At 74.9% G+C, this 14,123-nt stretch carries 14 protein-coding genes and 1 pseudogene; 5 read left to right on the top strand and 10 right to left on the bottom strand.

Translation table 11 applies throughout. From position 1 onward, the window contains the following. The first annotated feature begins 292 nt into the window (after positions 1-292). Positions 293-688 carry a roadblock/LC7 domain-containing protein gene (locus tag BG452_RS17525; protein WP_317621100.1) on the top strand — a complete coding sequence of 132 codons (396 nt, stop codon included), beginning with the start codon at positions 293-295 and terminating at the stop codon, positions 686-688. A gap of 97 nt (positions 689-785) precedes the next feature. Continuing rightward, positions 786-1,160 (top strand): hypothetical protein, encoded by a 375-nt coding sequence (locus BG452_RS17520; protein WP_188305245.1) that lies wholly within the window; start codon positions 786-788, stop codon positions 1,158-1,160. Positions 1,161-1,220: 60 nt separating this feature from the next. Here the strand turns inward: BG452_RS17520 and BG452_RS17515 are convergent, their stop codons facing one another. The 7 genes from BG452_RS17515 to BG452_RS17485 all read right to left on the bottom strand — a co-directional run bounded on the left by BG452_RS17515 (position 1,221) and on the right by BG452_RS17485 (position 8,323). Beyond that, positions 1,221-1,622: a DUF6188 family protein gene (locus BG452_RS17515; RefSeq protein WP_188305244.1), complete on the bottom strand. Its 402-nt coding sequence runs from the start codon at positions 1,620-1,622 to the stop codon at positions 1,221-1,223. Further along, positions 1,603-2,847 (bottom strand): NUDIX hydrolase, encoded by a 1,245-nt coding sequence (locus BG452_RS17510; protein WP_188305243.1) that lies wholly within the window; start codon positions 2,845-2,847, stop codon positions 1,603-1,605. Before BG452_RS17510 ends, BG452_RS17515 begins: the two co-directional genes overlap by 20 nt. A 178-nt stretch (positions 2,848-3,025) precedes the next feature. Next, on the bottom strand, positions 3,026-3,910 hold the full coding sequence (locus tag BG452_RS17505; RefSeq protein ID WP_188305242.1) for an SGNH/GDSL hydrolase family protein: 885 nt from the start codon (positions 3,908-3,910) through the stop codon (positions 3,026-3,028). Continuing rightward, positions 3,885-5,165, bottom strand: coding sequence for a glycosyltransferase (locus BG452_RS17500; RefSeq protein ID WP_188305241.1), 1,281 nt, complete (start codon positions 5,163-5,165; stop codon positions 3,885-3,887). Before BG452_RS17500 ends, BG452_RS17505 begins: the two co-directional genes overlap by 26 nt. Continuing rightward, positions 5,162-6,442: a glycosyltransferase family 4 protein gene (locus BG452_RS17495; RefSeq protein WP_188305240.1), complete on the bottom strand. Its 1,281-nt coding sequence runs from the start codon at positions 6,440-6,442 to the stop codon at positions 5,162-5,164. Before BG452_RS17495 ends, BG452_RS17500 begins: the two co-directional genes overlap by 4 nt. Positions 6,443-6,553: 111 nt before the next feature. Further along, a complete protein-coding gene (locus tag BG452_RS17490) occupies positions 6,554-6,742 on the bottom strand; it encodes a YegP family protein (RefSeq protein ID WP_188305239.1) in 189 nt (62 codons plus the stop codon). 141 nt (positions 6,743-6,883) lie between these two features. Next, positions 6,884-8,323 carry an amino acid permease gene (locus BG452_RS17485; protein ID WP_188305247.1) on the bottom strand — a complete coding sequence of 480 codons (1,440 nt, stop codon included), beginning with the start codon at positions 8,321-8,323 and terminating at the stop codon, positions 6,884-6,886. A 402-nt stretch (positions 8,324-8,725) separates the two neighbouring features. Here BG452_RS17485 and BG452_RS17480 point away from each other — a divergent pair, with 402 nt between their 5' ends. After that, positions 8,726-8,950 carry a hypothetical protein gene (locus BG452_RS17480; protein WP_188305238.1) on the top strand — a complete coding sequence of 75 codons (225 nt, stop codon included), beginning with the start codon at positions 8,726-8,728 and terminating at the stop codon, positions 8,948-8,950. Between the two features lie 50 nt (positions 8,951-9,000). On the opposite strand, the pseudogene BG452_RS17475 reads toward BG452_RS17480, so the two are convergent. Both BG452_RS17475 and BG452_RS17470 read right to left on the bottom strand, forming a co-directional pair. Next, positions 9,001-9,714, bottom strand: a pseudogene (locus tag BG452_RS17475) (MMPL family transporter); the annotation flags it as partial. An 82-nt stretch (positions 9,715-9,796) separates the two neighbouring features. Next, positions 9,797-10,738 carry a deoxyribonuclease IV gene (locus BG452_RS17470; RefSeq protein WP_188305236.1) on the bottom strand — a complete coding sequence of 314 codons (942 nt, stop codon included), beginning with the start codon at positions 10,736-10,738 and terminating at the stop codon, positions 9,797-9,799. Positions 10,739-11,079: 341 nt separating this feature from the next. On the opposite strand from BG452_RS17470, the gene BG452_RS17465 reads away from it, so the two are divergent. Together BG452_RS17465 and BG452_RS17460 are read left to right on the top strand one after the other, a co-directional pair. Continuing rightward, positions 11,080-12,171: a nitrous oxide reductase family maturation protein NosD gene (locus BG452_RS17465; protein ID WP_188305235.1), complete on the top strand. Its 1,092-nt coding sequence runs from the start codon at positions 11,080-11,082 to the stop codon at positions 12,169-12,171. 26 nt (positions 12,172-12,197) lie between these two features. After that, positions 12,198-13,232 carry a methyltransferase gene (locus BG452_RS17460; RefSeq protein ID WP_188305234.1) on the top strand — a complete coding sequence of 345 codons (1,035 nt, stop codon included), beginning with the start codon at positions 12,198-12,200 and terminating at the stop codon, positions 13,230-13,232. Positions 13,233-13,298: 66 nt separating this feature from the next. On the opposite strand, the gene BG452_RS17455 is transcribed toward BG452_RS17460, so the two are convergent. Continuing rightward, entirely contained in the window at positions 13,299-13,991 is a 693-nt protein-coding gene (locus BG452_RS17455) for a class F sortase (RefSeq protein WP_188305233.1), read from the bottom strand. Positions 13,992-14,123 lie beyond the last annotated feature (132 nt).

Raw genomic sequence — 14,123 nt, 5'->3', positions numbered from 1 at the left:
CCCCCGCCCCCCCCCCCCACACCCCACCCCCGGCCGTCCCCCCTTCCCCTACACGCCGCCCTCCCGCCCCCCCCCCCCGGACTGCCCCCCCCGCGCCCCACGCGCTCCGATCGACCGCCCACCACGGCAGCGGCCCACCCGCTGACCGTCCCCGACCCGGACATCGCGCTGCTGACCCGGGTCCGAGACCTTTTGGAGGCCCGACTTTGAGCCACTCTCCGCCCGCGACCCCGCCGTCCCGGCCATGAGGCGGGCGCTCAAGCAGCGTGTCGGAAGGAGACAACTGATCGCCTTGGAGACCGAGCTGCTCGCCGAACTCCGCGCCGTCAAACGTCGTGTCCCGCACCTCGCGGGCGGCCTGGTGGCCAGCGTGGACGGCCTGCTGGTCGCGCACGACACCCACGGGACCGAACCCTCCGGGCTGGCCGCGATGACGGCGGCCTCGCTCTCGCTGGCCCAGCGGCTGGCGGACACCACCGGCCAGGGCGAGTTCCGCGAGTCGCTGGTGCGTGGCGAGCACGGCTACGTCGCCACCTACGCGGCCGGCGGCAGCTGCGTGCTGACCCTGCTGGCGCTTCCGGACGTCAACGTCGGCCGGCTCCACCTGGAGGCCCGCCGCTGCGCCCGGCGCATCGCCGAGCTGCTCAACGACGCCCTGGTGCCGAAGGACCCGCGCGACGCGGGCTGACCCGCCCCGGCCGAAGACCCTTCGGACTCGCCGCCCACCTGACCCAACAGTCCACCCCCTGACCTACCAGCCCACCGACCAACAGGAGTTGACCAGAATGACCGACGCATCCGCCGCACTCAAGCAGGCCATGACCACCATCGAAGGCGCCATCGGCGCGGCCCTGGTGGACTACAACAGCGGCATGGCGCTCGCCACCCTCGACGGCCCTGGCGGCCCGGACCTCAACGTGGCCGCGGCCGGGAACACCGACGTGGTGCGCGCCAAGATGCGCACCATGGACATGCTCGGCCTGCAGGACGGCATCGAGGACATCCTGATCACGCTGAGCAGCCAGTACCACCTGATCCGGCCGCTCTCCGGCCGCACCGGCAAGGGCCTGTTCCTCTACCTGGCGCTGGACAAGGGCCGCGCCAACCTGGCGATGGCCCGCCACCAGCTCACCCGGATCGAGGCCGACCTGGAGGTCTGACCGGGTACGGGGCCCGGTCCGACGACGGGACCGGGCCGCGGAGGAGGCCCCGGCGGCGGCTCACGCCCCGCCGGGCTCCGTCCACCGGACCTCGCCGCCCGCGAGCCCCGCGCACACCGCGCCGGCGGCGGTCAGCACGCTCCACGGTGCGAGCAGCGCGTGCGGCGGGACGGACAGCGCACCGCCCTCAGCGAAACCCAGCTCCAGGCCGCCGGCCAGGGTGATCCGGGCGGCGTCGACGGTTCGGCCGACCAGCGCCAGCAGGGGCGGGGTCGGCCGGAAGGTGAGCGCCGGAAAGAAGTGCTCGACCTCCTCCGGCGCGGCGAAGGACGGCGCCGCGAAGCGGAACTCGTGCGCCACCCGTACCGTCACCGGCCCGTCGAGCCGTAGGTCGAGCCGGACTCCGCCGCTGACCGCCTCGACCCGCCGACCGGTCAGCACCTCAGTGATCGCGTTCTGCATGCCCCCAGTGTTCACCCGCCGGAGGGTTCCCAACCCCCGGAGCGGCGGCCCGCCCGCGCACCAGCTCGACCGGCCCGCCCGACCGCGCCCGGGCCGCCAACGCGGCGGCGACCCGGCTCCAGGACGGCCCGGACAGCAGCGCCCGCGCCTCGTCCGAACCGCACAGCCGCCACTCCACCAGCTCCTGCTCCTGCAGCGTGATCGAGGAGAGCTGTTCCGCCGTCACCGGGCCGCCGTCGTACACGTACACCAGGACGGCGGTGTCCCGGCCGGTCGCCGGGTCGGCCCCCGGGTCGGCTGCCACCCCGGGCTGCCAGTCCAGCGCCAGCAGCGGCCCCGGCTCGACCTCCCAGCCCAGTTCCTCGCGGATCTCCCGGCGCGCCGCCATCCGGGGCGTCTCCCGGTCCGCTTCGACCCCGCCGCCCGGCAGCGTCCAGTACGGCACCCGCCCGCGCGGCCCGTCCCACGGACGCAGCCGCACCAGCAGCACCCGGCCGTCACCGTCGGTGAACAGCGCCCGCGCCTTCGCCCGGATCCGTGGCCGGGTGGCGTAGTAGGTGTCCCGGTCCATCGGTGGCTCCGCCGCCGCCACCCCCGCCGACCCTGGAGCCAGGTCCGACCCCGACGCCAGCTCCGACCCTGTTCCTGTTCCTGTTCCCGTTCCCGTTCCCGTTCCCGACTCCGAGCCCGCGGCCAGCCCGGGCGCCGCGGCCAGCCCGGTGTACTCGGGTGCCGGCCCGTCGGCGGGCAGCGACCGCAGGGTGTGCCCGGCCGGCCGGCTGTCCTCCAGTTCCAGCGGCCCGGCCGTCCGCGGTGCCCGCAGACAGGCCGTCACCCGCCGGGACAGCCGTGGCGGCAGGGCGTGCCCCGCCTCCTCCGCGGTCAGCCACACCCAACCGCCGACCTCTGCGGCGTCCGGCCGGATCGCCGCCACCTGTTCCACCGTCAGCGGCTCGGCCCAGTACAGGTACGCCACGATCGGCGGACGGGTCCGAGACATCGCCCAGTCGACGCAGGCCAGCGACCCCAGCCGGGGCGTGAACCCCAGCTCCTCGGCGATCTCCCGCTCCGCCGTCTCCCGCGGCGAGAGGTCGGCCGGCTCCCACCCGCCGCCGGGGATCGCCACCGGGTGCTTCCGGTCGTACGGCAGTCGCACCACCAGCACCCGCCCCTGCCCGTCCGGGAACAGCACCCCGGCCGCGGCCAGGATCCCCCGTCCCGTCATGCCCGACGCTTCCACCCCGGCTCCCTCCGCCACATCGTTCCCCGGGGACGACACCCCCGTCGGAGCTCATGGTTCCCGCCGAACTCCTGCGCGGATCGCTCGCGATGCACTCGCCTCGGCCTCACGCCTCGTCCCCGCGCCCTCGAACCGACCGGACCGACCGGACCCGCCCGCGTCCTCACCCCAGCGAGGCCAGCGCCTGGGCCGCCGCCCGGGCCATCTGTTCGTCGTGCCGCCCGCTCGACCCGCGCAGCCGGGCGGCGCCCTCCACCGCCGCCAGGGCGAGCAGGCCCGGCAGCAGGTCGGTGCTGCGGGCGGCGACCCAGCGGGTGCCCCGGGTGGCCATCCACCAGAGGTCGGCGGTCCGGCCAGGCGGGGGTTCGGCGGGTTCGACGGCGGGTGGCGGGCCGAGCGGGTGCCCGGCCGTGCCGAGCAGTTCGTGGAACCGGCGGGCGATCAGGTGGTGTCCCTCGGCGCTGGGGTGGAGGCGGTCCACGCTCAGCAGTCGCCGCTGGTCGCACCAGGGCAGTCGGGCGATGTGCAGGTGTACGGCCCGGTGCCGCGCGGTGAGGGCGTGCACCACGGTGTTGACCGCGCGCATCCGTCGGGCCAGCGGGCGGGCGAGCGGTGCCGGGAGGCGGAGCAGGGTGCCGGGGTCGGGCAGGCAGGCGGTGAGCAACACGGCGCCGTGGCCGGACAGTTCGCCCAGGGTGGCGTCCAGCTCCAGGGTGGTGCGCCGGATGTCGAAGCCGCCCCGCAGGGTGTCGTTCCCGCCGACCAGTACGGCTGCCAGCTGGGGGCGCCGGGACAGCGCCACCGGTAGTTGACGAGTCGTCAGATCTGCCGTCTGGGCGCCGCTGTAGGCCAGGTTGGTGAACTCGACGGTCCGCCCCTCGGGGGCCAGCGACTCGGCGAGGACGGCGGCCCAGCCGCGCCACCGCTCGCCGACCTGGTCCCCGATCCCCTCGGTCAGCGAGTCCCCGAGCGCGACGAAGCGCAGCAGCTCGCCCGCGGTCGGCCGGTCCTCCGCCGCCCGGTCAGGCCCGGCGTCCAGCACGCTCATCCCGACCCCTCTGCCGTGCACCGGAGTTCCGCTCCTCCCCGCCAAGACGCCCGTCCTCGCCGAACCCCCGCGCCGCGCCGGACTCCCGCACCCCGCCCGCCGCGCCGGACTCCCGCACCCCGTGCGCCGCCAGGAAGGCCGCCACCGCCGCCGGCCAGCCGTACCGTTCGGCCTGCGCCCGGGCGGCCGCCCGCCGTACCGACTCCGGTCGCCCCAGCAACTCCCTGACAGCGGCGGCGAATCCGGCCCCGGAGTCGACGGCGGCCACCCCGGCGAGCCCGACCAGTCCGGGCAGCGCGGAGGAGCGGCTGACCGCGACCGGCGTGCCGCAGGCCAGCGCCTCCAGCGCGGCCAGCCCGAAGGTCTCCACCGGCCCGGGGGCCAGCACCACGTCGGCACTGCCCAGCAGTCCGGCCAGTTCCGCGCGCCCGTTCAGGTGGCCGAGGAAGCGCACCGGCAGTCGCAGCCGCGCGGCCCGGGCGGCCAGCCGCTCCCGCAGCGGACCGGTCCCGGCCACCGTCAGGACGGCGGGCAGCCCCCGCGCCCGCAGCCGGGCCAGTGCCTCGATCGCCCGTTCGGGCCGCTTCTCGGCCGAGAGCCGGGAGCAGAGCACCAGCAGGACGTCACCGGGCGCCGCGTACCGGGCCCGCCGCACGGCCCGTACGTCCGTCGGCAGTGGGCGCATCGCCGTCAGGTCCACCCCGAGCGGTGCCCGGACCAGGTTGGGCACGCCGATCCGGCGGAACTCGGCCGCCGCCCAGTCGGTGGTGCAGAGCACCGAGTCGTAGGCGCGGGCGGTCGCCGCGTTGAGCCGGTCGGCGGCCGCGACGGCCAGCGGGCCGGGCACGCCCCAGGTGCCCAGCAGCCCGGTGGCGCTCTCGTGCGAGACCATCACCGAGCGGACGCCGTGCCGGCGGGCCCAACCGCCGGTCCAGCGCAGGGTCGTACGGTCGGAGACCTCCAGCCGGTCGGGGCTGAGCCGGGTCAGTTCGGCGGCCACCGCCCGTCGGTCGGTGAGCAGCCGGTAGCCGCCGCTGGCCGGCAGGACGGGGCCGGGGAGGGTGATGACCAGGCCCTGCTCGGTGTCCTCCTCGGAGCGCCGCTCACCGGGCACGATCAGCACCGGCCGGTGCCCGGCCGCCCGGTACCCGGCGCCCAGATGGCGCAGCGCGGTGCGCAGACCGCCGGAGACCGGGGTGACGAAGTTGGCGAGCCGCACGATCGTCAGCGGCCCGTCGTGGGGCAGGGGCGTCATGCCGGCAGCTCCTCCGGCAGGACCGGCATGGCGGAAGCTGCCTGGGCGACGCCCGGCGCCACCGCCGACCCCGTCACCGCCGACCCCGTCACCGTCGACCCCGCCACCGTCGACACCGCTGTCACCGCCGACCCCCGGTGCTCCGCCAGCACCTCGGCGTAGTGCCGCAGCAGCAGGTCCCCGACCGCCTCCCAGGTCCGGGCGGTCACCTCGGCCCGCCCGGCCTGCCCGTACGCGGCCCGCCGGGCCGGGTCGGCGGCCAGCTCGGCGACCGCCCGGGCGACCGCCGCGCCGTCCCGGGGCGGTACCAGCAGCCCGGTGCGGTGGTGGGCGACCAGGTCGAGCGGGCCGCCGGCGGCCGGGCCGATCACGGGGACGCCGCTGGCCATCGCCTCCTGGATGGTCTGGCAGAAGGTCTCCAGCGGGCCGGTGTGGACGAACACGTCCAGGGTCGCGAAACATCGCGCCAGTTCCTCGCCGGTGCGGCGCCCGAGGAACACCGCACCGGGCATCGAGGCCTTGAGTCCGGGCGCCGACGGGCCGTCCCCGACCACCACCACCCGCACCCCGGGCAGGGCGGAGGCGGCGGCCAGCAGGTCGACCCGCTTCTCCGGCGCCAGCCGCCCGACGTACCCGACCAGGACCTCCCCGCCGGGGGCGAGCGCCCGGTGCAGGGCCTCGTCCCGGTGCCGGGGGTGGAAGCGCACCGAGTCCACCCCGCGCGGCCACAGCTGGACCCGGGGTACCCCGTGCGCGGTCAGGTCCTGCGCGGCGGGGGTGGACGGCGCCAGGGTGCGGGCGGCGGCCCGGTGCACCGCTCGGATCCGGCGCCAGGCCGCGGCTTCCCCGACCCCCCGCCCGGCCCGGTAGGCGTGGGCGTACCCGGCGAGATCGGTCTGGTAGACGGCCACCGCGGGCACCCCGAGCCGGGTCGCGACCTGCATCCCGCGCGCGCCCAGGACGAACGGGCTGGCCAGGTGGACGATGTCGGGCCGGTGCCCGGTGAGCGCGGCCGCCAGCTGCCGGCTGGGCAGTGCGATCCGCACCTGGGGGTACCCGGGCAGCGGCATCGACGGGATGTGCACCACGGGGATCCGCTCCGCCTCGGCCCCGGTGCCGAAGGTCTGCGGCGGACACTGGGCGCCTCGCGCCGGCGCGGGGGTGACGACGAGGGGCCGGTGGCCCCGGCGGAGCAGGTGCTCGGCCGTCCGCAGCACGCTGTGGGCGACTCCGTTGACCTCTGGAGGAAAGGATTCGGTGACGATGGCGACGCGCATGCCTGAGTTGTGTCCGCGCCCGGCGTGCACCCGGCCAAAGGGATCTGTCGTACAAGCGAACGCGGGTCGGCGATTTGCACCGCCGACCCGCGTGTTCCGTCCGGTGTCGCCTCAGGCCGAGCCGGCCGTCTCCTTGAGCTCCGCGTACGGCGCGAGCTTGCGGATCGACTCGATGCTCCTCAGGCAGTCGTCCTTGCTCTCGTGCGGGTCGCCGGTGACCACGACGGACCCGTTGCTCGCCTTGAGCCGGAACCGGTGCATCCCGCTCTCGTCCGTGTACAGCTCGAACTTGCCAGCCATGCCAGTAACAGCCTTTCGCTCGATGGCCCCCTGGCACCGCAACCTAGGCCCCGCCCCGCCGACCCGCCCGCCGACCGGGGCGTTCGGGTCAGCGGGCGGGGCGGTGGGAGGTCGGCGGGCCGGCCGGGGGCCAACGGGACGTCAGCCGGCGTCGCCCTCGGCGGGCCGGACCCGCCGACGCCCGGCCATCCAGACGTAGACCAGGATCCCGGCGAACAGGAACAGCACGCCCTGGTAGACGGCGGCGTAGCCGGCGCCGGCCAGGAGCCAGAGCGAGAAGGCGAAGGCGCCGAGGCCGAGCACGGCGTCGCGCACCAGGTGGGGGCCGTTGACCTTCTCGGTGGCGCCGCGTACCAGCCAGTACAGCTGGGCGGCGGTGGAGAGCAGGTAGGGCACCACCGCGGTGAAGGTGGTGACCAGCACCAGCATGTCGAACGCGCCCTTGGCGCCGCTGGCGAAGTTGGCGATGGTCAGCACCGAGGCGAGGGCGACGCTGGCGATCACGCCGAAGGTCGGCACGCCGCGCTTCTCCTTGCCGAAGGCGGCCGGGAACAGCCCGTCCTTGGCGGCCGCGTACGGGGCCTGGGCGGCGAGCAGGGTCCAGCCGTTGAGTGCGCCGGTCATCGAGATCAGCGCGGCGACGGCGATCACCGTGCCGCCCCAGGTGCCGCCGAACATGCCGTTCATGGCGTCGGAGAACGGCGCGCTGGAGCTGACCAGCTGCTGGTGCGCGACGGTGCCGAACACCGCGAGGGTGCCCAGCAGGTAGACCACGGCGGCGCCGCTGGTGCCGAGCACGCTGGCCCGGCCGACGTTGCGCTCCGGGTCGCGGACCTGCCCGGCGCTCATCGCGGCCGACTCCACGCCCAGGTAGCTGAACAGCAGGATCGCCGCGGCGGCCGTCATGCCGCCCATCCAGCCCTGGCCGCTGGCGTCGAACGGCCCGATGTTCTTCGGGTCGAAGAAGAACAGCCCGCCCACCGAGACCAGCAGCAGCGGGATGAACTTCAGTACGGTGGAGACGAGTTGGACGGCGCCGACGAACCGGGTGCCGGCCAGGTTGGCCAGCGCGGGCAGCCACTGGAAGGCCAGCGCGGCGGTGATCTCCAGCGGGACGCTGTGGTGGAGCGGCACCAGTACGTCCAGGTAGCCGACGGCGGCCACCGCGAGCGCGGCGTTGCTGACCCAGGTGGTGATCCAGTAGGACCAGGCCGACAGGAAGCCGGCGAAGTCCCCGAAGGCCTCCCGGGCGTAGACGTACGGCCCGCCGGTGCGCGGGTTGCGCCGGGCCAGCTGCCCGAAGACCAGCGCCAGCGCGATCGCGCCCACGGTGAGGACGACGAAGGCGAGCAGGCTGACCGTCCCGAACGGCGCCACCGCGGCCGGGATCATGAAGATGCCGCCGCCGATGATGTTGCCCATCACCAGGGCGGTGGCGGTCGGCAGCCCGAAGCGGCGGCCGTTCTTCGGGGGAGCGGGGGTGACCTGCCCCGGGCCGGCCGGACCAGGGTCGGCCGGATCAGGGTCGGCCGGGCTGCTCGGTCGGGTCGCCTGCCGGGGTGCGGCGGGGCTGGTCTGCATGAGGGTGGTGCGCCTTTCGTGGTCCTGCTCGCGCTCGGTGGAGCGACCGTTCATGCTCGGACCGGGCGGCATCTTGCACCAAATCGATGGGATTTGTTCATTCCGCTCGGCGGATCACCGCAAGACTTACGGCCGTACGCTCTTCGGACGGGCACTCGTCCGGCGCGCCCCGCGAGGCCGTTCGACCCGGAATGCAGGCGTACGACCGCGTTCGTCCGGCAGGGGGAGATGTGTCACCCGAATGTCCCAGCGCGGTTGCGGCGCGCGCCCGCCGGTGCGGGTTCGTGTGCCAACCTTGGCCCGGCGCCTCCCGGTGGGGCGTCTCCCGGCCCGTCGAATCGGCTCGAACTGGCCGTTCGGGGAGGTGGGTTGAGGACCAGAGACAAGCCAAAGGGACATCAGATGTCGCTTCGTGGGAACATCCGCAAGTTCGCCGTGATCACCGTGGTGACGGGTGCCGCCGCCCTCGCGGCGCCGGCGCCGGCGATGGCGGCGTGGCACGCGTCGGACTCCTCGTCCAGCGCGAGCCTGGAGTCGGGTTCGGCCGGTGTCGGCCTGTTCGGCCCGCACGCCCAGTGGTTGAACGTCCACTCGGACATGGAGGACGCCTGTATCGGCGACTGCTGATCCGGCTGATCCGCACGTGAGCCCGGGGACCGCCGCAGCGGTTCCCGGGCTCACGCCTGTCCGCCGCCCCCGGGGCCGCCCGGCTCCGCCGCCACCACGTCCGGCCGCCGGGAGAGCCGCCCCGGCCACCACATGTGCCGGTCCAGGTCCATGGTCGGCGCGGTGACCAGCACCGAACGCACCACCAGGGTGTCCAGCAGCACGCCCAGCGCCACCGCGAAGCCGATCTCGGCCAGGCCCACCAGCGGCAGTGTCCCCAGCACGGCGAAGGTGCCGGCCAGGATCAGCCCGGCCGAGGTGATCACCCCGCCGGTCGCGGACAGCCCGACCAGCGCGCCCTGCCGGGTGCCGTGCCGGGTGGACTCCTCCCGTATCCGGGTCATCAGGAAGATGTTGTAGTCGATCCCCAGCGCGACCAGGAAGACGAAGACGAACAGCGGGAACGCGTTGTCCTCGCCCTGGAAGTGGACGACGTGCGCGCAGAACAGCGCACTGATCCCGAGCGTCGCCACGTACGACAGCACCACCGTCGCGATCAGCACCAGTGGCGCGGTGACGGCCCGCAGCAGCACGGCGAGGATCACCAGCACCACCCCGAGCACCAGCAGCGGGATGATCGCCCGGTTGTCGTTCCCGGCGGCCCGCCCGGCGTCCAGGATCACGGCGGTGTTCCCGCCGACCTTGGCGTCCGCGCCCGGTACGGCGTGCACGGCGGCGCGCACCCGGTCCACGGTCGCCTTGGCGGCCGGGCTGTCCGCCCCGGCGGCGTGACTCGTTCCAGCCTCCCACCGCCCCGCCCGACCGGCAGCTCCGGCAGCTCCGGCAGTCCGGCTGCCTCGGCGGACCTCAGACCGGGACGGCCGCCCGCTCGCGCAGCTCCCGCAGCACCGCGATGTCCATCGCGTGCCCGGTGCCGTCCCCGCCGTGCTTGCGGTCCGGGGTCTCCACCAGCAGCGGCACCCCGGCCGTCTCCGGGTGCTCGAACAGCTCGCGGAACGGCTCCGCGCCGATCATCCCGGCACCGATGTTGGCGTGCCGGTCCTTGCGGGCGCCGACCACGTCCTCCGAGTCGTTGGCGTGGATCAGCCGCAGCCGGCCCGGGCCGGCCGCCGAGGACAGGGCGTCCAGCGCGGCCGTCACCCCGCCGGGCGCGGCCAGGTCGTGCCCGGCGGCGAAGGCGTGGCAGGTGTCCAGGCAGACGCCCACCTTGGGGTGCCCGTCCAGGGCCTCCACGTACTCGGCCAGCTGCTCCAGCCGCGAGCAGAGCGAGCTGCCCTGGCCGGCGGTCGGCTCCAGCAGCAGCCAGGGAGCGTCGTCGCCGAGCGCGTCCAGTTCGTCCAGCAGCGGCCGGACGTCGGCGCGCACCTGCGCCATCGCCTCGGCCCGGCGCGAGCCGCCGCCGGGCGCCGTCCCGACCGCCGAGCCGGTGTGCAGCACGACGCCGAGCGCGCCGATCGCGTGCCCGCGGTGCAGCGAGTGCCGGAGCGAGTCGGCCGAGCGCTCCCGGGTGGCCGGGTTGTCCGAGCCGAAGTTGATCAGGTACGGCGCGTGCACCCAGGCCGGGACGCCCTGCTCGGCGCAGGCCGTACGGAACTCCTCGTCCTGGGCCGGGTTGCCCGCGGGAGTGGCCCAGCCGCGCGGGTTGGCCACGAACACCTGCACCGTCTCGGCGCCGACCTTGCGCGCGTACGCCAGTCCCGTCCCGGCCAGGCCGCGGCCGGCCACCGGGACGTGGGCGCCGATCGGGTTACGGCGGGCGGCGGCGGTCGGTTCGGGCGCGGTGCTCATGGCCCCGAGCATGCCACGGTCCCGGCGGGCGACGGCGCGCGGGCCCGGGCTCGCGCCGGGTACGCACGCCACGCCGGGCCGTCCCACCAGTGGCCGACGCCCCGTCAGTCCGGCAGCCCAGCCCTGGTGGCGGCCCCCGGGAGGCGACCGTACCGTCGACTCGGCCGTACTCACCGAACGTCACCACCCGCACACGGCGGGTCGGAGCGCCTCCCCGAGCACCACGCCCCACCGCCGCACCGTCCCACCCCTGCACCCCCGCACCCCCGCACCCCCGCGCCGCCGTACCCCCGCACCGTCCCACCGCCTCACCGAGCGCGCCGAAAGACAGGTCACCACTCATGCCCACGCGTCGGGTCCACCACCTCGCCGCGGCCACCGCCGCCGCCACCGCAATGACCACCGCCCTGACCACCGTCCTCGCCACCCTGGCCGCCGCACCCGCGGCACACGCCGCCGGTGGCACCGTGCACCTCGTCCAGCCGGGAGAATCGATCCAGCAGGCCGTCGATGCCGCCCGGCCCGGCGACACCGTCCAGCTCCTCGCCGGCACCTACCGCGGCAGCGTCCGCATCGCCACCCCCGACCTCACCCTGCGCGGCTCCGGACCGGCCAGCGTGATCACCCCCGGGGACGGCACCGAGAACGCCTGCGCCACCGCCGGGCACGGCGTCTGCGTGGTCGGCACCGAGGCGGCCCCGCTGCCCGGCGTCACCGTCGAGGCCCTGGCCGTCACCGGCTTCCGCAAGAACGGCATCGACGCCAGCGGCACCACCGGCCTGACCGTCCGCGCCACCTACGTCCACGACAACGCCCAGCAGGGCATCAGCCAGGAGATCTCCACCAAGGCCGCCATCCTCGGCAACCGCTCGGTGGACAACGGCCAGTCCGGCGTCTTCCTCGCCAACTACGCCTACCGCGAGGGCGGCGCGCCCGACACGGGGGGCACCGTCGTCGAGGGCAACGAGCTCACCGGCAACCGGGTCGGCGTCACCGTGCGCCGACTGCGCGTGCTGACCGTCCAGGGCAACCGGATCAGCGGCAACTGCAGCGGCGTCTTCGTGGTCGGCGACGAGGGCGTGCCCCGCGCCGGGGACCTCGACGTCCGGCACAACCGGGTGGTCGCCAACAACAAGTTCTGCCCGGCCAACCCGCGCCTCGGCGCCATCCAGGGTGCCGGCATCGTCCTCACCGGCACCGAGGACACCCGGGTCACCGACAACGAGGTCCACGACAACGTCGGCGCCTCGGACTTCTCCGGCGGCATCGTCCTCGTCAAGAGCGCCGTCGGCATCCCCAACACCCGGGCGACCGTCGCCGACAACCACCTGAGCGGCAACGGCCCGGCCGACCTCGCCGACCGCGACACCGGCTCCGACAACTCCTTCGCCCGCAACACCTGCTCGCTCTCCGAGCCGTCCGGCCGTTGCTGACGCCCCCGATCGAGAAGGACCAGCCCATGACCACCGCACCCGTCAACCCCACCGCCCAGCCGGCGATGCGCCTGCGCGAGCTCGTCTTCGGCGCCGCCTGTGCCGCCGCCGTCCGTGCCGCCGCCCGGCTCGGTGTCGCCGACGTCCTCGGCGACACCCCGACCGGAGTCACCGAACTCGCCGCACAGCTCGACACCGAACCCCGCCAACTGCGCCGGCTGCTGCGCGCCCTCACCTGCTACGGGCTCTTCGCCGAGACCGGCGACGACCACTTCGAGCACACCGAGATGTCCCGGCTGCTGCGCGAGGACGCCCCCAACTCCCTGCGCCACATCGCCCTCTGGTGCACCGAGCCGTGGACCTGGGAGGCCTGGCCGAAGCTGGACGAGGCGGTCCGCTCCGGGCGCAACGTCTTCCCCGACCTGTTCGGCAAGGAGTTCTTCGACTACCTGCACAGCGACGCCGGTGACTCGGCGAAGGTCTTCGACAAGGCGATGACCACCTCCAGCCGGCAGTCCGCCAAGGACTTCGCCGCCTACCTGGACCTCACCGGCATCGACTCGGTCGCGGACATCGGCGGCGGCCAGGGCCACGTGCTGGCCAGCCTGCTGGAGAAGCACCCGGCCCTCCACGGCACCCTGCTCGACCTGCCCAAGGTCGTCGCCGGCGCCGACCCCCGGCTGCAGGACGGCGGCGCCTTCTCCGCCCGCGCCCGCCTGGTGCCGGGCGACTGCCGGGTGGAGATCCCGGTGCGCGCCGACCTCTACATCATCAAGAACATCCTGGAGTGGGACGACGACAGCACCCGCCGCACCCTCGCCAACGTGGTCGCCGTGGCCCGCCCCGGCGCCCGCGTCGTCGTGGTCGAGAACCTCGTCGACAACAGCCCCTCGATGCGCTTCACCACCGCCATGGACCTGATGCTGATGCTCAACGTCGGCGGCGCCAAGCACTCCGAGGGCAGCATGGTCCACCTGATGCAGGAGGCCGGCCTCGACGTCGTCGCCGTCCGCCCGGTCAACCCCTACCTCCACGCCTTCGAAGCCACCGTCCGCGGCTGACCCGCGGGCCGGTACGCGACGGCCGCTGCTCCCCGACCCACCGGGGAGCAGCGGCCGTCGTGTGCGTCAGGCCTTGTGCGAGGACTCCAGGTGGGCGAAGACCACCACGTTGTCCAGGTAGTCCCGCTGCTTCTTGTCGTAGGTGCCGCCGCAGGTGATCAGCCGGAGCTGGGCGTCCGGGGTCTTGCCGTACACCTTCTGGTCCGGGAAGGCGTTCTTGGCGAAGGTCTCCACCGCGTCGACGGTGAAGACCGCGACGGTGCCGTCGGCGCGGCTCACCTCGACCTTGTTGCCGGGCAGCAGCAGGCTCAGCAGCAGGAAGACCGCCGGTCCCTTGGTGGTGTCCACGTGCCCGGCGACGACGGCGCTGCCGCGCTCGCCCGGGGTGACGCCGTCGCGGTACCAGCCGACCAGGTTCTTGTCGTCCGGCGGCGGCGCGTTGAGCTGTCCGGCCGGGTTGAGGGTGAGCTCGGTGAACGGCGCGTCCACCGCGATCTGCGGGATCCGCAGCCGGGTCGGCTTGGCCCGCTTGAGCACCGGTGAGCCCGGCGCCGCGGGCGAGGCGTTCGCGGTGGCGGCGGCCGCCACCGCTCCCGGGACGGCGGGGGCGACGGCCGCCGGGGGAGCGGCCTGGCCGGCCGCCGTGTTCTTGCTCGGCCCGGTGTCCACCGAGTTGTAGATCAGCAGCAGGCCGACCGCTGCCGCGCCCATGCCGCCGCGCAGCAGCCGGGGCATTCCGGACCGGGGACCGCCCGTCATTCCTGTCCTCCGCTCGAAGTCCTTCGTCAGGGGTGCCGCAACGGCTCGCCGCCCCCGTGCGCCCCACCCCGGCCGGGGGAGGCGCCCAGAGGCGGCATCAGGCGTCAGGCATCAGCCGGGGCAGGGGTCAGG

The organism is Streptomyces sp. CBMA123 (assembly GCF_014596465.1).
Lineage (GTDB): Bacteria > Actinomycetota > Actinomycetes > Streptomycetales > Streptomycetaceae > Kitasatospora.
Note: the sequence above shows the minus strand (reverse complement) of the source record. Positions and strands in the feature narration are given on the sequence as shown.